Here is a 24,507-nt window from a genome sequence, read left to right on the forward strand (position 1 = left end):
ACGAAGGGCGGGAGGGGCGGGAGGGCGGTAAGGGCGGTAAGGGCGGTAAGAACGGAAAAGACGGTAAGGACGGGAAAGACGGGAGGATGGTGGTTGAGCTGGGATGCGGGTGTATTGAGGCGGTGCGGGGACCTTCCCGCCTTTTCCGTCCTTACCGCCCTTACCGCCCTCCCGCCCTTCGCACAAAGGAGCCGCCGTCTCATGAGCGACGATCGAATCGACCGGCTGGAGCAACGAGTGGCGGTGCTGGAGTCGCTGATCCGGCGGCTCGCCGCCTCGGCTCCGTCCGTCCCGGCTCCGTCCGTCCCGGCTCAGTCCGCCCCAGCTCCGTCCGCCTCGGCTCCATCCGTCCCGGCGGCTCCGACTCAGGAGCCTGCGCCGCCGGAGACTCGGGCGTCGGACCTCTCACCGGCTGCCCGGCCGGCTGGCCCACTCGGAGCCGTTCCCCCAGCACCGGCACGCCCGATCCCAGGCGTTCGCGCGGCCGGTCCGTCCCGGACGCCATCGACCGCCGGAGCTGACCCGGCCTCGGGCCGTCCTGGACTCACCTCCGAGCAATGGATCGGCCAGCGGGTATTTCTTGCCATCGGGGTCACCGCGCTGGTGGTCGCGGCGGGGTATCTGCTCAAGCTCTCCTTCGAGCGAAACTGGATCACGCCGGCGATGCGCTGCGTGGGTGGAGTCGTTGCCGGAGTCGTGACCGGTGCGATCGGCTGGCGGCTGCACCCGCGCTACCGCACTTACGGAGCGGCGCTGGTGGGCGCCGGCGCGGGGATCATCTATCTGAGCGTGTGGGCGGCCTCCCGGCTCTACGACGTGCTCCCGTCCGGCACCGGCATCGTTGGTCTCGCGCTGGTCTCGGTGGCGCTGGCGATGATCGCGTACGCGATCGACGTCGAGGCGCTCGGCGCCACCGCGGCGCTCGGCGCCTTCTTCGCCCCGGTCCTCCTCGGCAGCAATCGCTCCAACGCCAACTTGCTGCTCCTCTATCTCGCGAGCATGGCGGCGGGCCTCGGTCTGGTCGCGGCGGAGCGGAGGTGGCGGGTCGCCATGCTGATCGTCGCGGCGAGCTATTTCGGGGTCGGCACGGTGGGAGCCGCGGACCAGGCGGCCCCGTGGGCCGTCCTGATCTATGGGGTGATCGGCGGGACCGTGGGACTCCACGTCGGCTTGCGCGAGGGCTGGTGGGAGACCCGGCTGATCACTTTCGCCGGTGGATGGACCCTGCTGCGCGCCGCGAGCGAGCGGCTGGACGCGCCCTGGCCGATCCTGCTGGCCGGACTGATCCTGTCGGCTCCGGTCTGGTGGTTCGCCCTGCGCCGTCCGCGGCTCCTGCCCCTGTCGCTATTTCCATCCGCCGAGGGTGAGCCAGGCACCGCATCGGCGCTTGGTTGGTCGCTGGGCGAGGCATTCTACTTCTTCACCACGCCGCTGTTGCTGGGCTGGGCGGTTCACCAGCTCGCGCCGGAGCGGTTCGATGAGCTCACCGGGTTGGTCGCCCTCATCGTGGGGCTGCCCTATCTGCTTGCCGGATATCTCCGGCCGCGGTGCGTATTCGCCGTGGTCGGAGCTGCGGCCATGGCTCTCGCCGCGACCCAGCACTGGAACGGAACGCGGGAGGTCTGGGCCCTTCTCGGACTCGCGCTCCTGTGGCCGGCCATGGACTTCCGACTCGAGCGGACCGACGGACGCTGGTACGGCCTGCTCACGCTGCTCCTGGCCCTGCAGGTACTCTTTAACGACGCGCTGTCCCAGCGGACGGCGGCGGACCCCGCATTCACTGGCCACTGGGCGCTCGCGTTGTGGGGGGGCATCGCCGCCACGGTCAGCCTGGCGGCCGGACTCTGGCGGGTCGACGCCGGTCGGGAGGACACCCGCTTGATCCGGGCCGTGTTGTGGGCGGCGGCGGGCGCGATGACCCTGTTCGGGGTCACCGAGGAGATCCGCCGCCATTTCGAGCTGCGGAGCCTGTCCGCCGAATCGGCCACGCTGGCCTCCGGCCTCGCGGTGAGCGCCTGGTGGCTGGTGTTCGCCGCGGCGCTGGTCGTGCTCGGCTTCCAGCGGTCGCTCAAACCGGTCCGGGTGGCCGGCCTGGCCGTGGCCGGGCTGGCCGTGGCGAAGGTCGTGCTGTTCGATCTCTCCACCCTGGATGCGCTCTACCGTGTCGGCTCGGTCTTTCTGCTCGCCCTGGTGGCGCTCTCGCTCGCCTACTTGTACTACCGCTACGATCGCACCGAGCGGACCCTGTGAGGGTCGCTCCGCCGTCGTTATATCTTCGGGTCCGTCAGTGCCACCCCAGGCATCAGGAGCTGCCGTGACCGTGTCGGTGCTGCCCGCGACCCCCGCCGCCTTCGCCAAGGCCAAGTGGGAGGACGTCGCTCCCTACTTTGACGATCTCGCCGAGCGGCCGCTCGATCCGGAGAAGACCGAGGGCTGGCTGGTGAGCTGGTCCACGCTGGAGGCCCTGGTGACCGAGGCTGCGGCCCAGGCGATGATCGCTTACACCATCGACACCTCCGATCCCGAAAAGGAAGCCGACCACCTGCGGTTCTCCATGGAGATCCTCCCCAAGATGGAGGAGCGGAGCGTGGAGCTGGCCAAGCGCCTGGTGGCCAGCGGCTACTCGACGCCGGATCTCGCCACCACCCTGGCGCGCTTCCGGACCGCCATCGAGATCTTCCGTGAAGAGAACGTCCCCATCTTCGCCGAGTTGGAGGAGCTGAGCGCCCGCTACCAGCGCATCACCGGTTCGATGACGGTGATGTGGGACGGAGTAGAGCGCCCGCTGCCCCAGCTCCAGCCGTTCCTGAAGAGCCCGGATCGGGCCATTCGGGACCGCGCGTTTCGCGCCTCCACGGGGCCCTACCAGGCGGAGCACGATTCTCTGGCCGAGCTGTTCGACCGGATGTACGAGCTGCGGCAACGGGTCGCGCGGAACGCCGGGTTCGCCAATTACCGGGACTACATCTTTCCGGCCAAGTTCCGCTTCGACTACACCCCCGCCGACTGCGAGCGGTTCCATGAGGCGGTCGAGCGGGCCGTGACGCCGGCGGTGGCGCGGGTGCTCGCCCACCGCCGGGCCCGGCTCGGGCTCGAGTCGCTTCGGCCGTGGGACCTGGCGGTAGACCCCTACCGAGCGGGGCCGCTGCGTCCATTCGGCAGCGTAGAGGAGTTCGTCGCCAAGGCCCGCACGGTCTTCAACCGGGTGGACGCCAAGCTGGGGGGCGAGTTCCAGACGATGATCGACGAGCGGCTGCTCGACCTGGACAGCCGGAAGGGCAAGGCACCCGGCGGCTACTGCGAGACGCTCCACTTCCGCGGCCGTCCGTTCATCTTCATGAACGCGGTTGGCCTGGTGGACGATGTGATGACCCTGCTGCACGAAGCGGGTCACGCCTTCCACGCCTTCGCCGCCCACGCGCAGCCCCTCATCTGGCAGCGGCACCCCGGCTCCGAGGCCGCGGAGCTGGCGTCGATGTCGATGGAGCTCCTGGCCGCGCCGCACCTGGTCCAGCCGGTGGGCTACTTCACGCCGGAGGACTACCAGAGCGCCTGGCTGGAGCATCTCGAGGACATCCTGCTCAGCCTGGTCCACATCGCCTCGGTGGACGCGTTCCAGACCTGGATCTACACCAGCGGAGACGGCGGCGATGCGGCCGCTCGGGACGCGGCCTGGCTCCGGATCCGAAGCCGGTTCGAGCGAGGCGTCGACTGGAGCGGACTGGAGCCGGAGCGGATCGCCCGCTGGTACCGGCAGCTCCACATCTTCATGTACCCCTTCTACTACATCGAATACGGCATCGCTCAGATCGGCGCGCTTCAAGTCTGGCGCAACAGCCTGCGATCGCCCGAAGCGGCCGTGGCCCGCTACCGGGAGGCGCTCTCGCTCGGAGCCGTGCGGGGCCTGCCGGAGATCTATCGCGCCGCCGGAGCCCGGCTCAGCTTCGACGCCGACCTCATGGGAGAGCTGGTTGGCTTGGTGGAGGAACAGATCGAGCAGATCCGTTCCCGCCTCCCGGCCACGTCACCCTGACCCGACTCCCGCCGCCGTCATGGTAGTTGCTTCCCGTCGCCGGGTGGGCAAGATTCCACGCCCGACCGGTGCTGCGGTGCCGAATGTTCGTGTCTCTTGGGGAGAGCCTGGATGGCAAAAGAAGAAGGAATCGAGATGGAAGGGGTGGTGACCGAGGTACTACCCGACCGGAACTACCGCGTCATGCTGGAGAATGGTCACGAGATCCTGGCCTACGCCGCCGGGAAGATGAGCAAGTTCAAGATCCGGGTGCTGGAAGGCGATCGGGTGAGCGTGGTCCTCTCTCCCTACGATCTCACCCGCGGGCGGGTCATCTACCGCCACAAGTGACACCCGCGCTGCGCGGCGGCATCATCCCGAGCGCCGCATGTCATCCCGAGCGCCGCGAGGGACCTCCAAACGAAACGGGTCGCTCACTGAGCGACCCGTTCGTTTTGCTGGCCGGCGACCCTATTTGACCTTGGTCACGTTCTCGGCGGCAGGCCCCTTCGCACCCTGCACGATGTCGAACTCCACCCGATCGCCTTCGGCGAGGCTGCGGAAGCCGTCCGCCTTGATCGCGGTGTGGTGGACAAAGCAGTCCTTGTCCCCATTCTCTGGAGTGATGAACCCAAAACCTTTTGCGTCGTTGAACCACTTCACCGTGCCGAGGGTGCGAGCCATTGCGCCAACTCCATGTTTGTTGGACTACGTCGGCGCCCGGGATGTCCGGACAACCGAGTTTTTATGAGCGCAGGCCTGTCCCGCGTCATAAAAAATGAAGGACCCATCGAACTGAAGTGCCTGGGCCTCAGATTCCACTATTCAGTGCTAAAAGCTCCACGAGGATCGTAGGCCGGGTAGAATCTGCGCCCCGTCCCGATTTAGTCAAGGGGAGATCCCCGGAGCCAGCGGGCCGCGGCCCGCGCCCAGTCAGCCACCGGCTCCCGGCTCGGATCGGCCGCCCGGTTCACCGCCTGGAGGAACTCCGCGGCGGAGGGGAACCGGGCCTCGACGTCGGCGCTCAGCGCCCGCTCGAGCACGGCGGCGAGCGCCTCGCTGACGTCCTCCCGCTGCTCCAGGGTGGGAAGCTGATTGGTGGTCTGCTTCGCCAGAATCTGCTCGGTGGTGAGGCCCGGGAACGGCGGCGTACCCAGCAGGGCGTAGCAGGCCACCGCCGCGAGACTGTAGAGATCGGAGCGCTGGTCGACCCGCTCCCCCAGGAGCTGTTCCGGGCTGGCGAACTGCGGCGTGCCGCTTTGCGAGGTGGCTCCCCCGAACTTCCCCCGAAGCGCGAGGGCCAGGCCGAAGTCGGTGATCTGCAGGCTGCCGCTCAGGTCGATGAGCATGTTCTCCGGCTTGATGTCCCGATGCACCAGGCCGGAGCCGTGGGCATGGGCCAGCGCGGAGAGGGCCTCGCGCAAGAGGCGGAGCACCTGCTCCAGCGAGAGCGGCCCCTCCCGCTCCACCAACTGCGCCAGACTGGGCCCCTCGATCAGCTCCATCGTGTACCAGATGAGCCCCGAGCGTCCGGCGATGTCGTAGATGTTCACGATGTTCGGGTGGCTGAGCCGGGCGGCGAGCTGGGCCTCCCGGCGGAAGCGCTCCAGCACCTCGGGATCCTGGGTCAGCGCCGGGTGGAGCACCTTGAGCGCCACCTCCCGCTCGAGCTGCAGGTCCCTCACCCGGTACACCCGGCCAAACCCGCCGGTACCTAGCAGGTCGAGCAGCTCGTAATCGTCGCCCAGGGCTCGCCGGAGACGCTTCTCCCAGCGTGCCCGGTCCTCCGGCGTCGCCCTGGGTCCCTGGCCCACACCAAGGGCGCGGGTCTCGAAAGTGCCGGCTTCGGATGCCAGGTCCTCCAGCATCTCGCCGGCCGTGAGATAGCGCGCCTCCGGGCTTGGCTGGAGCGCGCGCATCACGATCCGCTCGATCGCCCGCGGGCAGGTCGGGCGGAGCTCGGTCGGCCGGCGGAGGCCGCGGGTGTCCAGCGGCGGCTCCTGGCCGGTCACCGCGAAATAGAGCAGCGCGCCCGCGGTATAGACGTCGGACGTGGGATCACCCACGGCTCCGCCGCGGACCTCGGGCGCCATGAACATGAACGCGCTGGGGATCTCGCCCGCCGGGATCGCCGGAAGAGTGTAGCTGCTGTAGCGCAAATCGGTGATCGACCCGCCGCCGCCGGGGCCCACCAGCACCGTGGCCGGCACGATCCGCCGCACGATGATCCCCTGGACGTGTGCGTGTTCCAGCGCGCCGAGCAGATCGCGGGCGAGGGACAGGATGGTCGGAATCATCCGGGGGCCGCGCTCGACGGCCTGATCGAGCCCCTCGCCCTCCAGCCAGTTCCCCACCCGGAAGGCGAGATCCCCCACGATCCCGGCATCGTAGACGTGCCGGATGGCGGGGTGGTCCAGCTGGCCGAGCGCCTCCGCCTCGCGGAGGAACCACGCCCGGGTGGGCTCGTCGGTGTAGAAGTTGATCCGGAGGCTGACCCGGCGCTTGAGGGTCTCGTCGTACGCCTCGAAGAGCACCCGTGCGGCGGAGGCAGCGGCGATCCGCTCGAGTCGGTAACGCGGCCCCAGTGCCTGCCGGGTGCGCTCGAACGCCAGGACCGGCGGCGGGGTGCTCAACGCAGCGAGCCGCGCCGCCGCTCGACTCGAGTGTGGCGCCCGCAAATCGAGGCATCGCACCAGCGGCGGCTGCGGGTTGCGGAGCCGTCGGTGAAGAAGACCGAGCAGGTCTGGCTGGCGCAGCGGCGCACGGTGACCAGCGGGTCGGCCAGGGTCCGCGCCGCGGATTGGGCGATCGCGTCCAGCGCCGTCAGAGGCTGCGAAGGCGCGAAGCGCAGGCGCCATTCGCCGCTCACGCGGGTGAGCTGGTGGATACCCGGGCTTCGGGCCAGCTGCTGGTTGATCGCCTCGATCACCCCGCCCGGAGGCTGCTGACCCGCATCCAGCGCCTCGGCGAGCGTGGTGAGCCAGGCGCGGAATTCCCGGGCGCGGGCGAAGGCGCCGGAGTCGGACTCCATCTCGAGGTGCTGGATGTAGGCCCATCGCTGGTAGGCCGCAGGGTTCGGCAGCAGATCCGGGGGAGAGAGAACCCGGCCCCGGGCGCTGTTGACGAAGTCGAGCCAGATGGCATCACCCAGCAGGGTGAATTCGGTGGTGACCATGACCGACTAGCTGCCTGCGACCTCGACGGCGTTCCGGCCGGCTCGCTTGGCCGAGTAGAGCGCCGTGTCGGCCGCGGCCAGGACGCTGCTCACCGTGGTGCCGTGCCGGGGTGATTCGGCGATACCCATGCTCAGGGTGCAGGCCCCGAACTCCGGGTTGGCCTGCTCGAACTCCCGGAGACTGTTCCGCACCCGACCGACGAAGACCTGGGCCTCCGCGGGTTTCGTCATCGGGAGAATCACCAGGAACTCGTCGCCGCCCAGCCGGCCCACCACGTCCAGCGCGCGGCACTGCTGCCGGAGCACCTGGGCCACCTGAATGAGCAGCCGGTCGCCCGCCGCGTGGCCCATGGTGTCGTTGACGACCTTGAAGCGGTCCAGGTCGATCATGAGGACGCTGGTATGGAGCTGGTGTCGGAGGCTGCGGGAGATCTCCGCAGCCAGGCGCTCCTCCAGGGCGCGCCGGTTGTAGAGACCGGTGAGCTCGTCGGTAGTGGCAGCGCTGTGGAGCTGCTCGACCAGCTCCGAGTTCTTGAGGGCGATGGCCGCCGCGAACGACAGCGTGCCGGCCAGCTCGAACTCCGCCCGCCCGTACAGCTTGTCGCTGATGCGGGAGCCCAGGATCAGCACCGCCATGCGCTCCGCCCCGGCGTCGAGCGGGACCACCAGCTCGGCGCCAGGACCGATCAGCGAGGCCACGGCGACATCGTCCGCGCCGGTGGCAGCGCTCCCGGTGGGAAGCGCCTGGTCCAGACGGGTCCTGTCGATGGGGGCGGGGCGGAGGCGGTCATTGAGGGAACGAAACACCTTGGGGGCGTAGGTGTCGCCCTCGGGTCGGTAGAGACACGCCCACCAGGCGAAGAACACCTCGGCCATGAAATCGAGGATCAGCCGCTCGGTTTCCTCGGTCGAGTGGACCGAGGACAGGAGCCGCGCGACCTGGCGCAGCGCCCGGAGCTGGAAGACCGCGTCATCCAGGGCTGCCTGCCGGTCGAGCAGGATGCTGCGGAGCTCCAGCACCACGCTCAGGCCGAGGGCGAGCGGCATCGCAACGGCGCGCATCTGCCCGGCGACGCTGGAATCGGCGTGGATCAATACTTCGGTTTCGCCGCTCGCCAGCCGGGCCACCTCCTGCGCCTCTCCAAACCCCTCCGCCGGCCCCACCCGAGGCAGGCTTTCGCCCGGGGACACCAGGCTGAACCAGATCAGCTCGCTCTGAAACCGGCGGACCAGTGCAACCCGGCAGCGCTCGAACAGCTCCCCCTCGGTTCGAGAGAGTCGGCACGCGGCGGCAAACGCACTGGGGAGAGTGTTGAGCGCAGTCGAGGGGGTGAGCGCCATGGCGTATAATACCAATACCAGGAGTGGGAAGGGAGCACGCGGCGCGACCCTGCGACGCGACCTGATGCGACACGAACGGAACTCCCTCGGCGCGGCGGCGGCTCAAGCTCGCGGCGGGATCTGCCAAGAGACACTGGGCACGACGGAGCGCCACGTAACACTATGTAACGGCAGCTTGTTTCTGTCTGCTGAAGGAGGTAGGTTACTCCCCAGACAGTGATGGACATAGCCCTTCGGGGCCCCAGGGATTTCAGCTTTGCAGCCTGGGTGATCAAATCTGCTAAGGCTGCCGGTCCCGGCGAGCTCAGGCTCAGCCGGGATTTGTGTTTGTCTTCCTGGCGATCCGGCCGTCCGCCGGCGTCTGAATCTCCCCGTGCAGCGAATCGGTCACGTAGTGCATCAGCAGGTCCGCCGCCCGGGGCGCGGATTGCCGCGCCGCGCAGGCCGCCGACGCCTCGGGGACGTCGTAGCCGTCGCCGTGCTCGCAGGCCGGATAGACCGGGAGCGCCACCCGGAGTGTGTCGTTTACGCCGATCGCTCCGCCGCCGGTTTGCCGGATGTCACCGGCGATCCGATGGCCCGATGGAGCCCCCGGATCATAGGTAAAGGACACGCCGGACACCTGCAGGAATCCACCCTTGCCGAGGGAGCTATCGGATACCCCGTGCTCCAGGACTGTTCGGAGCCGGGACCCGCTGATGGGGAAGCCGAGCACCCGAGTCTCGTCGGCGAAGAGGAAGATGGACTCCAGCTGGTAGCTGGTGATCGGTCCGGGCCGGATGAGGTCGTCCAGTCGTAGCGTGCCGGCGTTGATCAGCGCCACGTCGGCGCCAGTCCCGACCCGCATGGCGTCGGTGACCAGATCTCCCAGCACCGACTCCTGTTTCCGCCCCACCGCATCCCGGGCGTCGATCGGCACGGCGGCGCGGCCGACGATGCGCTCCGGCCCCAGATGCGCCCGCAGGCTGTCCCCCCAGGCGTCCACCACCCGCGCCACCGCGGTGTCGTCCGGAAGCCGGGAGTCGATCGGGACCAGTCCGACGGCCTCCCGCCAGTTCTCCCTGCCGCCCCACAAGGTGACGAACTGCGCGGTGCGCGCGTTGGCGTCGGCCTTGACCACGTGGCGGCCGGACACGACGGAATCCTGGGCCTCGTGTTCGTGCCCGCCGAGGATCAGGTCCAGCCGGAGCTCGCGGGCCAGCAGGTCACGATCGGCGCCGACAGTCTGATGGGTGATGGCGACGATGAGCTCCGCGCTATCCGCCACCAGGCGTTCGATGGTTTGGTGCGCCGCGCTGTCCGGGTCGGTGCAGCGCACTCGGCGCGGGTAGGCGCCCTGGAGGGTGAGGCCCAGCAACCCCACCTTGTGCCCGGAGACCCGCACCGTGTCCCAGGGGAGCACGTGGGGAAATGGGGTGCCGTCGGCCCGGCCGCAGTTACTCGAGATCCACTTGAACTTGGAAGCCGCGATCCGGGCCTCCAGCGTGTCGACCGGCAGATCGAATTCGTGGTTTCCGAAGGTGGCGTAGTCCAGCTTGGCGGCGTTCATCGCCTCGACCATCTGGCGCCCGCCGTAATACTTGCTGAGCAGGCTGGGGGCGAGGAGGTCGCCGGCCAGCACGAAGAGGACGGGTCCCTGGTCGGCCAGCCGGTGGCGCACCGTGGCTACCCTGGCGAGCCCGCCGCGGCCGTCCGCCATGGTGTCCACCACGTACACGTCGTTGATCAGGAGGAAGCGGACGGGATTGAGCGGCTCGGGTGCGCGCGCCCGGCCGCCACAAGCCGCGAGACCCAGGAGCGCGCCCGCCAGGGCCAAACGTCTCACAGCTCGTCCTCGCTTTCGCGCAGGCTTCGCACCATTTCCGCGCTCATCAGCCGTAGCTCCGCCAGCATGTCGCGGTGAGGCCAATCGGACCGGCCGGCCACCACCTCCAGGAGCGAGCGATACCACCAGATCGTCTGTTCCGAGCCCGCGCGCGAGACGGTCTTGAGGTACTCCACCCCGAGCCGCCGGAGGGCGGTCATGGTGGATCCGCAGGTGTGGATCTCGTCCGCGATGATGATGTCGAGCGCCCGAGGTTCGGCGGTGGCCAACTGGCTCAGGTACTCCTGTTTGCACGACTGCCAGGGACGATCGCCGCCTCGGCGGTTGAACTTGGGCTCCAGCGCGTCTTTGGCCACCGCCAGCGTCACCGGCCCGAACTTGTCGGAGATCTTGTGCTCCAGCACCGGCCAGCTCTCGGGTGGCGTCTCTTCCAGCACGTGGTGGAGGATGCCGGCGACGATGGTGAGCTGGTCGCAGCCGTAGCGGGCCAGGATGATGGCGACATTGGCCGGGTGCGCCAGATAGTCCATGCCGGACCCCACGGGCGCAACGGCGCCGTGGTACTTCGCGGCGAAGGCAAACGCGTGATTGATGCGGTCGGAGTAGCCGTGCATGCTCGCGGTAGAGGCGGGAAGTCGGGGGGCGGAAGACCCGCCTCAGGGAATGCCGAGAAGCTTATGCGTCTGAAGGCTGAGTCGCCAGCGCGGGTGGCTCAAACAGTAGCGCACCGCCGCCGCTGTATTGGCGTCTCGGACCGGACCGTCCATCGGCTGCAGGAAGAAGTGCCGGAATTGGAGGGCCGCGAACCGCTCGGGCTCGGCGCCTTCCTGAGGAAAGACCAGCTTGAGCTCGTCGCCCTGAACGGCCACCAGGTCTGCCCCGGCCTTGGGGCTCACGCACAGCCAGTCGATGCCCGGCGGCGGCGGCAGGGTGCCGTTGGTCTCCACGGCCACTTCGAACCCGCGGGCATGCAGGGCGGCGAGCAGGGGTGCATCGAGCTGGAGCAGCGGCTCGCCACCGGTGCAGACCACGAAGCGGGGAGCCGGCTCCGAAGTTGGCCAGGCCGCCTCCACCGCGGCGGCGAGCTTGTCGGCGCTGGGAAACCGGCCGCCGCCCGGCCCGTCGGTTCCCACGAAATCGGTGTCGCAGAAGCGGCAGGTGGCGGTCTCACGGTCGATCTCACGGCCGGTCCACAGGTTGCAGCCGGCGAAGCGGCAGAAGACCGCCGGCCGGCCGGTGTTGGTGCCCTCGCCCTGCAGAGTGTAGAAGATCTCCTTGACCGCGTAGCTCACGTCGCCGAGCCCAGGTAGGCCACGGGATCGATGACTCCCGCCTCCTCGAAGCCTTTGAGCCGGAGGAGGCACGCCTCGCAGCGGCCGCAGGCGCTCCCCTCGGACCCCGGGTCGTAGCAGCTGGAGGTGAGCCCGTAGTCGATTCCCAACGCCCGTCCCTGAGTGATGATCTCGCGCTTCGAGAGGCTGATGAGCGGCGCGTGAATGGTGAGTCTGGCACCACCCTCCACCCCAGCGCGGGTAGCCAGATTGGCCATCCGCTCGAAGGCGGCCAGGTACTCCGGCCGGCAATCGGGATAGCCGCTGTAATCGAGGGCGTTGGCGCCGATGAAGATGTCGCGGGCCTCGAGGGTTTCGGCCCAACCGAGAGCGAAAGAGAGAAAGATCGTGTTCCGCGCCGGCACATAGGTCGCCGGGATGCGCGCGCCGATCTGGTCCATCGGGGTATCCAGGGGGACCGCGAGGTCGCCCGTCAGGGCGGAGCCGCCGAAGGCGCGCAGGTCGATCTCCAGCACCAGGTGCCGCCGGATACCGAGCCGGGCGGCCACCCGGCGCGCCGCGTCCAGCTCCACCGCGTGCCGCTGGCCGTAGTGAAAGCTCAACGCGTGGACGTCGAACCCCTGCCGCTGGGCCAGCCCGGCGGTGGTGGTGGAGTCGATTCCGCCGCTCAACAGGACGACGGCCTTGGGCTGGGACATGGCCCAAATTTAGCTCGTCTCGCGTCCCAGCACGAACCGCAGCGCGCCCTCCAGCGCGGGGTGCCGGAACCGGTATCCCGCCTGGGTCAGCCGCTCCGGAATAACCCGGGCGCTCCCCAGCACCGCCACCTGCCCCATCTCGCCCAGGAGTAGACGCAACGCGGGAGCGGGCACCCGAAGGACGCCCGGCCGCGCCAGCACCCGGGCGAGCGTAACGGTGAATTCCTCGTTGGTCACCGGCTGGGGCGCGGTGGCGTTCACCGGACCGCGGAGCGCGTCGGTCATGATCGCGTGGTACAGCGCGCCCACGGCGTCGTCGATCGAGATCCAGCTCAGCCATTGCCGACCGCTGCCGAGCGGCCCTCCCAGGCCGGCTCGAAACGGAAGGAGAATCCTCGCCAGCAGGCCGCCGGCCGGGCTCAGCATCACCCCGAACCGGAGCATGACTACCCGGATGCCGGCGGCACGCGCCGGCTCGGTGGCGGCCTCCCACTCCCGGCCGACTTCCACCAGAAAGTCCGGCGGCGCGTCCGGCATGGGGCTCGCTTCGGTGAGGATCTCGTCGCCGCGGGTGCCGTAGATCCCGACCGCCGAGGCGGTCACCAGGACTTTGGGGGGCCGGCGGAGCCGGGCTAGGGCCTCACAGAGAAACCGGGTACCGATGCCGCGGCTTTCCCGGATCCGTCGCTTGCGCTCCGCGGTCCACCGCGCGCCGATGTTCTCTCCCGCCAGGTGCACCACCGCGTCCACCCCATCGAGCTTCTCCAGCTCGATCCGGCCGGTCTGAAGCTGCCAGGAGATCTCCTTGAGACCGCTGGCGCGCCGCCGCACCATCCGCAGCACTTCGTGGCCGCCGGTGGTGAGGAAGGGGACCAGGGCTCTGCCAAGGAGACCGCTGGCGCCGGTCACGGCCACCCGGAGCGGGGTGGTCGGGCCGAAACGAGCGTGGGCTTCCAGGTCGTCGCGCAGGAGCGTGTGCCGATAGGCGAGCAGCCGCTCCAGGCGTGGCCGGATGAGCGGGGCCGCCGCGGCCCCGGCCGCGCCGAGCGGGGGGGCGTACTCGATGCGGTCCGTCATCCGGCTGGACGCCGGACCGTCCGGGTCGAAGCGGTGAAAGTGGATCCAGCGGGAGAACGGTCCCTGGACCTGCTCGTCGACGAACCGGCGTCCGGGCAGGGTATCGCGGTGCCGGGATACCCAACGCAGCGACACCGGGCCGCTCCGCACCCGAAGGACCATGCTGGCGCCATCCCGCAACCCGCCGACCTGCTCGACCACCGAGACGCGCTCCCAGGGAGGCAGCAACCGCTCGAACGCCCCGGGGCGCTCGTGCCAGGCGTACGCCGCGTCGGCCGACACCGGCAGGGCAGTGCTTCGCTCGACCACGGCGGTGGTGGCTGGCATCGTTGGGACGGCCTTCCCGGGGGTGGGGGCAGAATGCGGGTCCCGCTGGGCGACTCGCGCGGCTCTGGTAAAGTATGCCGAACGCGTCCTCCAGGCGAAGAAAAGAGGCCCGCGCCGAACGCGCGGGCCTCCGATCGAGCGCCCTGCCGGCTGTCGCCGCCGGAGTCTCAGCCGACCGTGATCGGCTTGGCCATCCCGTGCATGAGGTGTGGCTTGCCGTCCTTACCATCGGGCAGGAAGCAGAGCAACACGTAGTTGCCCGGCGTCAGGTCGACCGTGAACTGCCCGTTGCTGCTCTGCTCCATGGGGGACAGGCCGCCCAGAAAGGTCGCCGGCGGCGGGCCCTTCTCGCCCGCCTGCTCCCAGGCCGCCAGGTCGGCCATCGACTTTCCGTCGGCGAAGCGGGCGAGCACCAGTTCGTGCCACTGCGGCCCGGCGTTCTCCACCCGGATCACATGTTTCCCGGGCGTGAGCGGCGTCGAGAGATCGAAGGTGTAATCCCTGAGCGTGACGACGATGTCGGCCTGCTCGGGCGTGGCGCTACTGGTGCTCGGGGTGACCTCGAGACTGCGGATCATGCCCTTGGCCACGTGCGGAATGCCATCGGCACTGGGAATGTAGCAGAGGATGGCGTACTGCCCCGCCGTGAGGTCCTGGGTGGCATTCGATTCGCCCCCGGGCTCGGCGGCGTTGGGCCCGCCGACGACATGCACCCAGGCGGGCGGCATGCCCGGCTTCTTGAGCACGGCGAGCAGACTGTCGTAGGTCTTGCCCCCGTCCAGCCGCGCGAGGATCAGATGGTGCAGCTCCTTGCCCTGGTTGCTCAGGTGGAAGACCGTCAGACCGGCCGGGACTTCCTTGGGCCCCTGGTAGCTGTAGTCCGTGGCGGTGAAGGTGACGACGTTCGGGGAGTTGGCAGCGGCCTTCTCCGGGGCGGCAGGTGCGGCCGCGGCAGCCGGGGGCTGCGCGCGGTCGGAGCGACAGGCACCGAGGCACACGAGGGCGAGCGCGCCCCCGCACAGGGACCTACAACGCATGGGGAATGCTCCTGTTGAGAGAGGCAGTGTGGGCGGGTATAGAATGCGCGGGCGGCCAAGGTTTTTCCAGGGGGCGGCTTGCCGGCCGTTGCTCAGCGGATAAGTTGGTCGCCATCCTCCGCCCTATGGGGTCGCATGCCCGGTCGCCCGTCAGTCACCGCTCTCCTGGTCCTTGCCCTGGTCTCCCCGGCTGCCGCGCAGGGCCCCGGGGCGGCGCCGGCCACCGCGAGCGACAGCGTCTCGCCGTTTCGCCAGCTCGCGCTGCCGGCACCGAACCTCCTGCGCAACGGAGCCGGCCGGCCCGGCTCGGCCTACTGGCAGCAGCGGGTGGACTATCGGATCAATGCCACCCTCGATCCCGACCATCAGGAGATTCGCGGCCGCGAGACGATTCACTACGTGAACCGCTCGCCGGACCGGCTGCCCTACCTGTGGCTCTTCCTGGAGCAGAACATCTGCGGACCGACCAGCGTCACCGAACAGCTGGATCAGCCCCCACTGGTGTTTCTCGGCTCGACGTTCGACTTCTCCTGCAAGGGATTCGCCGGGGGCCTGAGGCTGGAGCATGTGCGTCTCGGGACCCGCGACCTCACTCCCGTGATCGACGGGACGACGATGCGGGTGGACCTCCCGCGGGCGCTGGCCCCGGGAGCGTTCCTCGACCTGGAGATCACCTGGCGCTTCACCGTGCCCGACTACGGGGCCGGCCGGATGGGTCATGACGGCTCGGACTATGTCATCGGGCAGTGGTACCCCCGGGTCGCTGTGTACGACGACGTGCGGGGCTGGAATCATGAGCCGTACATCGGCGCCGGCGAGTTCTATCTGGAGTACGGCAGCTTCGACGTGGCGCTCACCGTGCCGGCAGCGTACATCGTGGGCGCCACCGGAACCCTGCGGAACCCGGAGCAGGTGCTCACCGCCAAGCAGCGGGCTCGGCTGATCCGGGCGCGCAGATCGGCGGAGCCGGTCGCCATCATATCGGCGGAGGAAGCCGGCCGGCCCGAGCGGACCCGGCCCGCCGCGGCCGGCTCGCTCACCTGGCACTTCACCGCCGACAGCGTTCGGGACTTCGCTTTCGGCGCGGCGCCGAATTTCCGCTGGGACGCGAGCGGGTACCGCGGCATCCTGATCCATACGCTCTACCGGCCCTCCGCCCCCGAGTGGGAGGAGGCCAACCGGATCGTCCGCTCGGGGCTGCAATACTACAGCGAGCAGTGGTACCCCTATCCCTATCCCCACATGACCAGCATCGAAGGGCCGATCGAGGGGATGGAGTACCCCATGATCACCTTCGATCCGCGGAGCCCCAGCCGGGAGGAGCGGCAATGGGTGCTGGCTCACGAGCTCGGACACCAGTGGACGCCGATGATCGTGGGGTCGAACGAGCGCCTGTATCCCTGGATGGACGAAGGCTTCAACACCTTCATCGACCTCGGTAACGCCGCCAAATATTTCGCGGGATCGCCGTACGGCGACAGCATCGAGGTGCACCCACTGCACCTGTACCCGGATCACGCCGTTCCCGGAAAGGAGCAGCCGCTGATCACGCGCCCCGTCGAGGTGCACGACTTGTTCTGGACGGGTTACCAGAAGCCCGCCCTCATGATGCAGACGCTGCGCTACGAGGTGCTCGGCAACCAGCGGTTCGATCCGGCGTTCCGGGAGTATCTCCGCACCTGGGCGTTCAAGCATCCGACGCCGGCGGACTTCTTCCGACTGATGCGGGATCACTCGGGCATGGACCTCGACTACTTCTGGCGGGACTGGATCTTCACCACCGCGCGGCTGGATCAGGCGGTCGATTCGGTGGGGATGGCGGACAGCACCGAGAAGGTCTTCCTCAGCAACCGCGGCACGATGACGCTTCCGCTGGAGATGGACCTCACCTATGCCGACGGCACCACGGAGCGGGTGCGGCTGCCGGTGGAGATGTGGAACCTGGGGCCGGCCTTTGCCTATCGGGTTCGAGGCGGCAAACGGGTGACGGCGGTCGAGGTCGATCCGCGGCACGCGATGCCGGACGTGGATCGGAGGAACAACACGGTCAGGCGCTGAGCGGCTCGCCCAGCTCACACCCGCCGCGCCCCGCGCACCAGCAGCAGGTCGGTGATGTTGTCCATGGTGAGCAGTCCGACGAGCGCCCCGCTCGCGTCCACCACCGGCAGCGCCGGGAGACCGCTGGACCGGAGCCGGTCGAGCGCCTCCTGAAACGGCAGCGTCGGAGGGACCACCGGCGCGTTCGGGGTCATGGCCTGGGCCACGCTCGAGGCCGGCCCGTGCTGGTTGAGACCCCGGATCAGGTTGTCCCGGGTGAGGATTCCTTCGGTCCGGCCCAGGTTGTCGACCACCGGGAATTCCCGCTGCTCTCCGGCCAGCAGCAGGTCGACCGCATGCGCCAGCGAGGCGTGAATCGGGATGGTCCGGAAGTCCGTCACCATCATGTTTGCCACCCGGATGCCCTCCGCCACCGCCCGGGTCTCGACCGCGGTGGTCTCCGCGCCCGCGCCAAGAAAGACGAAGACGGCAATCAACAGCAGGATCGGCGCATGATAGTTGAGCGCCAGCAGGCCGCCCACCACCGCGAGCATCTGCCCGATGCCCGCGGCTACCCGGGTGCCGCGCACCAGTCCCATCCGGCTCGCCAGGATCGCGCGGAGCAGCCGGCCCCCGTCCAGAGGGAACGCCGGTAGCAGGTTGAACAGCAGCAAGGTCACATTGGCCAGGAGGAGCTGGCTCACGAACGGGAGCTGGCCGACGTCCGTGTCGCGCAGGTCCAGCCGGAGCCCGCGAACCACGGCCCACAGGTAGAGCAGCGCGGCGATCAGCACGGTGACCGCCGGCCCCGCCGCCGCGATCAGGAACTCGTGCTTCGGCCGGTCCGGCATCCGCTGCAGCCGCGCCACGCCGCCGATGGGCAGGAGAATGACATCCGGCGTGAAGACGCCGAGCCGCCGCGCCATGGTGATGTGTCCGAACTCGTGGAGCAGCACGCAGAGGAACAGCGCCAGGATGAACAGCACGCTCATGAGCGCGCCCTGCGCTCCGTTCTCCTGATATCCCACCCATGCCCAGAACGCCGGTAGAAGCAGAAAGGTGACGTGCACCTTGACCTCGGTGCCCGCCACCCGTCCGATCCGGAAGGACCATCTCATCGCTCCGCCTCCTCACTCGCCCGCCCAGGGCATCTCGAAAGATATACCCGGGGCGGCTCCTGCCGTCGGGCTCAGCCGATCATGCGGAGCCCCGGGACCATTCGCATGGGCAACTCGAGCCGGGCGGCGGGCGAGCAGACCATGGCGGTGGCGATCTTGAAGCTGGCTTCCCGCTCGGCCCACTGGGCCAGCGTCCGGCGGAAGACGATCTGCGCTTCCAGGGAAGGCAGGTCGAAGTAGCGGACGTAGTGCATGATCGCATCGTCCGGAGCCAGCTCCTCCGCCAGCAGCTCCACCGTCTCCAGCGCCATCGTCACGTGAGTCGCCGCGATGGCCTCGTCCGACAACGACGCCGCCATCCGGCAGTCGAGGTCCAGGGCATCCATGTTGTGCGCCCGCCGCTTCAGCGCCTCCAAGAGGAGCTCCGGGCGCAGCTGGCTCCAGGAGGTGCCCCCCTGGCTCTCGGGCTCGCCCTCCCGGGTTTCCTGCAGGGTCGCGCCCAGCGCGACGAATGCTCGGGCACGCACCGTTTCGACCATGGCCGCGGGCACGCCGACCTCGCGAAAGTAGCGGTCGAGCGCGTCTTCCACCGACAGCCTGCCCCGCAGGCGGCGTACGAACTCGGCCGCCTGCAAGTGGTACGTATGGGCGAGGGCCTCGAAAGCCTTCGCGAAGAGGATCTGAACCCGAAGCCGCCGCGGGCCGGAGAAGCGGCGGGCGGTCATCAACGTAGGAGTGGACATGGCCTCACCTGGTCGGTTTCGAGCTGCCGTTGTACTTCCGATCGTCGAGTGCCTACGCCCCTCGGAAACGCGAGCTTCGTGCCCTCTCCGGCCCTCCCGCAAGCTCCTGCAGCGCCCGTACAATGCCCCCCACGACAAGCAGTTAAACCCCGCTGCCGAAGACTGCACTCGTCGGATTCGCGCCCGATTGTGGCGCGGCTGCCACTCCAGGAATTCTCCTCCGGACCTCATTACATTTGCCCATCGCCCCCAAGAAGGAGCCGATCCATCGCCACGACTATCGCGCCGCCGATCTGGACCGCCAAGGACGCCGAGAAGCTCTACAACGTGAGCGGCTGGGGCCTGGGGTACTTCCGGATCAACCCGGAGGGGCACGTCACGGTCCACCCCGATTCCGCCAACAAGAAGCGCGGACTCGACCTCTATACCCTGGCCATGGACCTCAATGCCCAGGGTGTCGGTCTGCCCCTGCTGCTCCGCTTCTCCGACATCCTGCGGTCCCGAATTCATGCGCTGGCGGCGGAGTTCGGCAGCGCCATCGCCGAGTTCGGGTATACCGGGACGTACACCACCGTCTACCCCATCAAGGTCAACCAGCAGCGCCATGTGGTGCAGGAGATCGTCGAGTTCGGCGCCCCGCACGGCGTGGGGCTGGAGTGCGGCAGCAAGCCCGAGCTGCAGGCCATCCTGGCGCTGAACGAGAGCACCAATCACCTGATCGTCTGCAACGGCTACAAGGATGAAGAGTTCATGCGTCTGGCCCTGATGGGTCAGAAGCTGGGCCACACCGTCATGCTGGTGCTGGAGCAGCTGAGCGAGCTCGAGGTCCTGCTCAAGGTGGCAGACGAGATGAACGTGCGGCCCACCGCCGGGGTCCGGATTAAGCTGGCCACCGAAGGGTCGGGCCGCTGGGCCAAGAGCGGAGGGGAGCGCAGCAAGTTCGGGCTGGGGGCGGTGGAGCTGATGAAGCTGCTGGACCAGCTCGACCGGGCCGGCCGGAAGGACATCCTCAAGCTGGTGCACTTCCATCTCGGCAGCCAGATCACCGATATCCGCTTCGTGAAGGCGGGCCTGGAGGAGATCGGCCGGTACTATGCCGAGCTCCGGAGCATGGGTTTCGATCTGACCCACGTGGACGTCGGTGGCGGTCTGGGGGTGGACTACGACGGGTCGCGCTCCACCCGTCCGGCGAGCATGAACTACTCGATGCGGGAGTACGCCAACGACGTGATCTACACCATCGGATCCGTCTGCCGCACCGAGGAGATTCCCATGCCCCACGTCATCTCCGAGTCGGGCCGGGCCCTCACCGCCCACCATTCGCTGCTGCTGCTCAACGTGATCGATGTGGAGTCGCAGGTCGAGCCGGTGGCGCCGCCGCTCCGGGAGGAGCCGCACCCGCTGTTGGTCGAGATGACGGAGAATCTGGAGGGGATCACCGCGGACCGGATCGAGGAGGTGTTCCACGACGCCGTCTTCGCCAAGGAACGGGCCCAGGAATACTTCGCCAGCGGGGTCTTCTCGCTCCGGGACAAGGCCGACGCTGATCAGCTCTACCTGGTCACCCTGAACCTGCTCCAGGGCGCGATGGGCGAGGACAAGGGCGCCTATCCCGAGATCGCCGGCCACATCGAGAGCGAGCTGGTCGACCGGTACTTCTGCAACTTCTCGGTGTTTCAGTCGTTGCCCGACAACTGGGCGATCGACCAGATCTTCCCCATCATGCCGATCCACCGCCTGCTGGAGCAGCCCACCCGGCGGGGCACCCTCCAGGACGTGACCTGCGATTCCGATGGCGTGATCGACCGCTTTGCCGGCGGCCGCAAAGGAAAGCCCTCATTGGAGCTGCATCCCTTCCAGGAGGGCGAGCCCTACATTCTCGGCATCTTCCTCACCGGGGCCTACCAGGAGATCCTGGGCGACCTGCACAACCTTTTCGGCGATACCAATGCCGTGCACGTCCGGCTCACCGACCAGGGCTACGAGGTGACGGATCTGGTGCACGGAGACACCGTGACCGAGGTCCTCAACTACGTGCAGTTCCACGGCTCCGACCTGCTCGCCACGTTCCGCCGCAAGGTCAGCAACGCGAAAGACCTCTCCCGGCAGGAGGCCAACGGCTTCATCGCCGACTTCGTGGCCGGACTGGAGGGGTATACCTACCTGGAAGGGGACGTGCCGGTGGACTAGTGCGCCGCCGACGCGTGGTCCGCGATGTCCGCGAGGCAGCGTCCCAGCTCCTCAGCCACCTGTTCGTGCCCGCCCCGATCGCCCAGCCGGATGAGCTCCGTCAGGGCTTCCGGCATGAGCAGCGGCGGCCCCTGCATCTCCCGCTCGGTGACGATCTGCAGGAGCACGGTGCGGGTCAGATCCGCCCCGCTCCGGGCATCGATCACCCGAAAGCCGATCCGCTCGAGCACCAGGCGCCGTACGTCTTCCTGGGTGACGTACCGGCTGAGCGTGGTGTCGTACAGGCGTCGGTTGGGATACTTCTTGAGAACGCGTTCTTCCTGCATACCACCGCTATTGAGCTGGGCGCGGGGCTTACGCCTCCTGCGCCTCGTACATGTCTTTCAGTCGGGTCACCACCGCCGGATCGGCCAGCGTCGTCGTATCGCCCAGGGCGCGGCCCTCGGCGATGTCCTTGAGCAGCCGCCGCATGATCTTGCCGCTCCGGGTCTTGGGCAGGTCGGCCGAGAAGAAGATGTCCTCCGGCCTGGCGATCGCCCCGATCTTCTGGGTCACGTGTGCCTTGAGATCGTCCTTGAGCTCGCTCGAACCCTGGCGACCTTCCCTGAGTGTCACGAACGCGGCGATTGCCTGCCCCTTGAGCTCATGGGCGCGGCCCACCACCGCCGCCTCGGCCACCGCCGGGTGATCGACCAGCGCGCTCTCGACCTCCATCGTCCCGATCCGGTGCCCCGCGACGTTGAGCACGTCGTCGACCCGGCCGAGAATCCACCAGTAGCCGTCCTCGTCCAACTTGGCGCCATCGCCGGTGAAGTAGCGGCCGGGAAAACGACTCCAGTAGATCTCCCGGTAGCGCTCGTCGTCACCGTAGATGGTGCGGAGCATGCCTGGCCAGGGCTGGGCGATGGTGAGGAATCCCCCACCGGCCTCCAGCGGATTGCCCTTGGTGTCCACCAGCTCGGGGACGATGCCGGGATAGGGAATCGTCGCCGACCCCGGCTTGGTGGTGACGACCGCGGGCAGTGGCGTGATCATGATGCCACCGGTCTCGGTTTGCCACCAGGTGTCGACGATCGGGCAGTGTTCCTTCCCGATCTGCTCGTGATACCAGATCCAGGCCTCGGGGTTGATCGGCTCGCCCACGGTGCCCAGGAGACGCAGCGTCGACAGGTCGTGGCGCTCGGGGTGCTGGGTACCCCACTTCATGAAGGCGCGGATCGCCGTCGGTGCCGTGTACAGGATGGTGACGCCGTAGGTCTCCACCAGCGCCCAGAACCGGTCGCGCTCCGGCCAGTCCGGCGCGCCTTCGTACATCAAGACCGTTGCCCCATTGGCCAGCGGGCCGTAGACGACGTACGAATGTCCGGTGACCCAGCCCACGTCGGCGGTGCACCAGAAGACGTCCTCGTCGCCCAGATCGAAGACGTACCTGGAGGTGGACGCCACATGAGTGAGATAGCCACCTGTGGTGTGCACGATACCCTTGGGCTTCCCTGTGGTGCCGGAGGTGTACAGGATGAACAACATGTCCTCGGCATCCATTACCTCTGCGGCGCAGGCCCCCGACTCCCGCTCGAGCAGGCGGTGCCACCAGTGGTCGCGCCCCTCGGTCATCTCGGCGAAGGTCTCGTCGCCCTCACCCTCACTACGCCGCCGCACCACCACGCAGTGCTTGATCGACGGCGTCGCGGCCATGGCCGCGTCGGCCATGCGCTTGAGCATCTGGACCTGGCCCCGGCGATAGCCTCCGTCCGCGGTGATCAGCACCACCGCCCCCGCGTCGTTGATCCGGTCGCGAAGTGCCTCCGAGGAGAATCCGCCGAAGACCACCGAGTGCACCGCGCCGATGCGGGCGCACGCGAGCATGGCGACGACGGCCTCCGGAATCATGGGCAGATAGATCGCGACCCGGTCTCCTCGCTGGACGCCGAGGCGCTTGAGGGCGTTGGCGCAGCGCCCGACCTCTCGCGCCAACTGCCAGTACGTCAGGGTCCGCCGGTCACCCGGCTCGCCCTCCCAGATGAGGGCGGCCTTGTGGCGCCGGGGGCCGCGCAGGTGCCGGTCCAGACAGTTGACCGACGCGTTGAGCTTCCCGCCGGCAAACCACTGGGCGCGCGGGGGCTGCCAGTCGAGCACCCGGTTCCAGGGTGTCATCCACTCCAGGGATCCGGCCTGGATTTCCCAGAAGCCCTGCCAGTCCTGCCCCGCGACGTAGAGGGCCGTGGTGGCCGCCGACTTGGCGGCGAATTCCGCCGGCGCAGAGAACCGCCGTTTCTCGGTGAGCAGGGTCTCGAATTGGTCGGTCATCCGGACCTCAGCGCTGGTCCAGCGGGACGTAGGGGCGTTCCTGCTCCCCGGTGTAGATCTGCCGGGGGCGCGCGATCTTCTGGTCTTTGTCCAGCAACATCTCCTCCCACTGGGCCAGCCACCCGGGCATCCGTCCCAACGCGAACAGGACGGTGAAGTACTCGGTCGGGTATCCCATCGCCTGGTAGATCAGGCCGGAGTAGAAGTCCACGTTGGGGTAGAGCTTCCGCTTGGTGAAGTACTCGTCCTCCAGGGCGATTCGCTCCAGCTCGAGGGCGATCTCCAGCTTCGGATTGAGCCCGGTCTGCTGAAACACTTCATCCGCCACCCGCTTGATCAGCTTGGCCCGCGGGTCGTACGACTTGTACACCCGGTGTCCGAACCCCATGAGTCGACCGCGTCCCGACTTCACCTCCTCGATGAATCGAGGAATATTCTTCTTCTCCCCGATCTCGTCCAGCATACTCAGCACCGCCTCGTTGGCCCCGCCGTGCAGCGGCCCGTACAGGGCGGCGATCCCCGCGGAGATGGCGGAGAACGGATCGACGTGGGACGACCCGACGGCGCGGACCGCGCTGGTGGAGCAGTTCTGCTCGTGGTCGGCGTGCAGGATCAGCAGGATCTCCAGCGCCCGCTGCAGCACCTTGTTCGGCTTGTGCCGCCCCCCGATGCTGAACGTCATGTTGACGAAGTTCCCGATGTAATCCAGGTCGTTGTCCGGGAACACGAATGGAAGCCCCCGCGAGTGCCGGAAGGCGAACGCCGCGATGGTCGGTGCCTTGGCGAGCAGACGGACCCGTTGCAGGTAACGGTTGGCCGGGTCGTGGATGTCTTTGGCGTCGGGGTAGAAGGTCGATAAGGCGCCGACCACGCCGAGGAGCATGCCCATGGGGTGGGCGTCGTAGCGAAACCCCTCGAGAAATTTGGTGATGTTGGTGTGGACGTAGGTGTGGTACTTGATCGTCTCGGCCCACTGCTCGAGCTCCCGGCGGGTGGGCAGCCGCCCCTCGCCCAGGAGGTAGGCCACCTCGAGGAAAGTGGCCTGGTCCGCCAACTGCTCGATCGGGTAGCCCCGATACCGGAGAATGCCCTGGTCGCCGTCGATGTAGGTGATGGCACTGCGGCAAGCCGCAGTATTCATGAATGCCGGATCGTACGTCATCAAGCCGAAGTCGTCATCCGCCACTTTGATCTGGCGGAGGTCCAGTGCTCGGATGGTATCTTCAACGATGGGCACCTCGTAGCTGCGGCCCGTGCGGTTGTCCGTGATGCTGAGCGTATCCTTGGCCACGAGCCGACTCCTCCGGAGTTCGCTGCGAGGTGGGCGT

Annotated in this window: 20 protein-coding genes; 5 read left to right on the forward strand and 15 right to left on the reverse strand. The window is 68.3% G+C overall.

Features of this window, described 5'->3' with window-relative positions; all coding sequences use genetic code 11:
* Positions 1 to 201: 201 nt before the first annotated feature.
* The 3 genes from VHR41_00680 (at position 202) to infA (ending at position 4,363) form a co-directional block, all read left to right on the forward strand.
* On the forward strand, positions 202 to 2,250 hold the full coding sequence (locus tag VHR41_00680; protein HEX3232678.1) for a DUF2339 domain-containing protein: 2,049 nt from the start codon (positions 202 to 204) through the stop codon (positions 2,248 to 2,250).
* 64 nt (positions 2,251 to 2,314) lie between these two features.
* Positions 2,315 to 4,033 (forward strand): M3 family oligoendopeptidase, encoded by a 1,719-nt coding sequence (locus tag VHR41_00685; GenBank protein HEX3232679.1) that lies wholly within the window; start codon positions 2,315 to 2,317, stop codon positions 4,031 to 4,033.
* Between the two features lie 111 nt (positions 4,034 to 4,144).
* On the forward strand, positions 4,145 to 4,363 hold the full coding sequence (infA, locus tag VHR41_00690) for a translation initiation factor IF-1 (GenBank protein HEX3232680.1): 219 nt from the start codon (positions 4,145 to 4,147) through the stop codon (positions 4,361 to 4,363).
* A 120-nt stretch (positions 4,364 to 4,483) separates the two neighbouring features.
* Here the strand turns inward: infA and VHR41_00695 are convergent, their stop codons facing one another.
* The 10 genes from VHR41_00695 to VHR41_00740 all read right to left on the reverse strand — a co-directional run bounded on the left by VHR41_00695 (position 4,484) and on the right by VHR41_00740 (position 14,784).
* A complete protein-coding gene (locus tag VHR41_00695) occupies positions 4,484 to 4,696 on the reverse strand; it encodes a cold shock domain-containing protein (protein HEX3232681.1) in 213 nt (70 codons plus the stop codon).
* Between the two features lie 200 nt (positions 4,697 to 4,896).
* On the reverse strand, positions 4,897 to 6,645 hold the full coding sequence (locus tag VHR41_00700) for a serine/threonine-protein kinase (protein HEX3232682.1): 1,749 nt from the start codon (positions 6,643 to 6,645) through the stop codon (positions 4,897 to 4,899).
* On the reverse strand, positions 6,642 to 7,187 hold the full coding sequence (locus tag VHR41_00705) for a CGNR zinc finger domain-containing protein (protein HEX3232683.1): 546 nt from the start codon (positions 7,185 to 7,187) through the stop codon (positions 6,642 to 6,644). The genes VHR41_00700 and VHR41_00705 overlap by 4 nt, the downstream gene beginning before the upstream one ends.
* Positions 7,188 to 7,193: 6 nt before the next feature.
* Positions 7,194 to 8,528: a GGDEF domain-containing protein gene (locus VHR41_00710; protein HEX3232684.1), complete on the reverse strand. Its 1,335-nt coding sequence runs from the start codon at positions 8,526 to 8,528 to the stop codon at positions 7,194 to 7,196.
* 310 nt (positions 8,529 to 8,838) lie between these two features.
* Complete coding sequence (locus VHR41_00715) at positions 8,839 to 10,353, reverse strand: bifunctional metallophosphatase/5'-nucleotidase (GenBank protein ID HEX3232685.1); 1,515 nt, start codon at positions 10,351 to 10,353, stop codon at positions 8,839 to 8,841.
* Positions 10,350 to 10,967 (reverse strand): HD domain-containing protein, encoded by a 618-nt coding sequence (locus tag VHR41_00720; GenBank protein ID HEX3232686.1) that lies wholly within the window; start codon positions 10,965 to 10,967, stop codon positions 10,350 to 10,352. The genes VHR41_00715 and VHR41_00720 overlap by 4 nt, the downstream gene beginning before the upstream one ends.
* A 42-nt stretch (positions 10,968 to 11,009) precedes the next feature.
* Positions 11,010 to 11,645 carry a 7-carboxy-7-deazaguanine synthase gene (gene queE / locus VHR41_00725; GenBank protein HEX3232687.1) on the reverse strand — a complete coding sequence of 212 codons (636 nt, stop codon included), beginning with the start codon at positions 11,643 to 11,645 and terminating at the stop codon, positions 11,010 to 11,012.
* Positions 11,642 to 12,343 carry a 7-cyano-7-deazaguanine synthase QueC gene (gene queC, locus VHR41_00730; protein ID HEX3232688.1) on the reverse strand — a complete coding sequence of 234 codons (702 nt, stop codon included), beginning with the start codon at positions 12,341 to 12,343 and terminating at the stop codon, positions 11,642 to 11,644. Before queC ends, queE begins: the two co-directional genes overlap by 4 nt.
* A 9-nt stretch (positions 12,344 to 12,352) precedes the next feature.
* Positions 12,353 to 13,747 (reverse strand): TIGR01777 family oxidoreductase, encoded by a 1,395-nt coding sequence (locus VHR41_00735; protein HEX3232689.1) that lies wholly within the window; start codon positions 13,745 to 13,747, stop codon positions 12,353 to 12,355.
* Positions 13,748 to 13,914: 167 nt separating this feature from the next.
* Positions 13,915 to 14,784, reverse strand: a complete 870-nt coding sequence (locus VHR41_00740) for a hypothetical protein (protein ID HEX3232690.1) — start codon at positions 14,782 to 14,784, stop codon at positions 13,915 to 13,917.
* Positions 14,785 to 14,919: 135 nt separating this feature from the next.
* Between VHR41_00740 and VHR41_00745 the strand changes: the two genes are divergently transcribed.
* A complete protein-coding gene (locus VHR41_00745; protein HEX3232691.1) occupies positions 14,920 to 16,842 on the forward strand; it encodes a M1 family metallopeptidase in 1,923 nt (640 codons plus the stop codon).
* Positions 16,843 to 16,856: 14 nt separating this feature from the next.
* Here the strand turns inward: VHR41_00745 and VHR41_00750 are convergent, their stop codons facing one another.
* Positions 16,857 to 17,939 carry a site-2 protease family protein gene (locus VHR41_00750; GenBank protein ID HEX3232692.1) on the reverse strand — a complete coding sequence of 361 codons (1,083 nt, stop codon included), beginning with the start codon at positions 17,937 to 17,939 and terminating at the stop codon, positions 16,857 to 16,859.
* Positions 17,940 to 18,010: 71 nt separating this feature from the next.
* The gene (locus VHR41_00755) at positions 18,011 to 18,682 is read right to left on the reverse strand and encodes a hypothetical protein (protein HEX3232693.1); all 672 of its coding nucleotides are present in this window, start codon (positions 18,680 to 18,682) and stop codon (positions 18,011 to 18,013) included.
* Between VHR41_00755 and speA the strand changes: the two genes are divergently transcribed.
* The gene (speA, locus tag VHR41_00760; protein HEX3232694.1) at positions 18,584 to 20,872 is read left to right on the forward strand and encodes a biosynthetic arginine decarboxylase; all 2,289 of its coding nucleotides are present in this window, start codon (positions 18,584 to 18,586) and stop codon (positions 20,870 to 20,872) included. The genes VHR41_00755 and speA overlap by 99 nt on opposite strands.
* Here the strand turns inward: speA and VHR41_00765 are convergent.
* From VHR41_00765 to VHR41_00775, 3 genes are read right to left on the reverse strand one after another with little or no spacing between them, the layout of a single operon-like run.
* Positions 20,869 to 21,198: a polyhydroxyalkanoate synthesis regulator DNA-binding domain-containing protein gene (locus VHR41_00765; protein HEX3232695.1), complete on the reverse strand. Its 330-nt coding sequence runs from the start codon at positions 21,196 to 21,198 to the stop codon at positions 20,869 to 20,871. The two genes, speA and VHR41_00765, sit on opposite strands and share 4 nt — an antisense overlap.
* A 28-nt stretch (positions 21,199 to 21,226) precedes the next feature.
* Positions 21,227 to 23,179 carry an acetate--CoA ligase gene (gene acs / locus VHR41_00770; GenBank protein ID HEX3232696.1) on the reverse strand — a complete coding sequence of 651 codons (1,953 nt, stop codon included), beginning with the start codon at positions 23,177 to 23,179 and terminating at the stop codon, positions 21,227 to 21,229.
* Positions 23,180 to 23,186: 7 nt separating this feature from the next.
* On the reverse strand, positions 23,187 to 24,470 hold the full coding sequence (locus tag VHR41_00775) for a citrate synthase (GenBank protein ID HEX3232697.1): 1,284 nt from the start codon (positions 24,468 to 24,470) through the stop codon (positions 23,187 to 23,189).
* Positions 24,471 to 24,507: the final 37 nt, after the last annotated feature.

Source organism: Gemmatimonadales bacterium (assembly GCA_036265815.1).
Lineage (GTDB): Bacteria > Gemmatimonadota > Gemmatimonadetes > Gemmatimonadales > GWC2-71-9 > CAVVWJ01.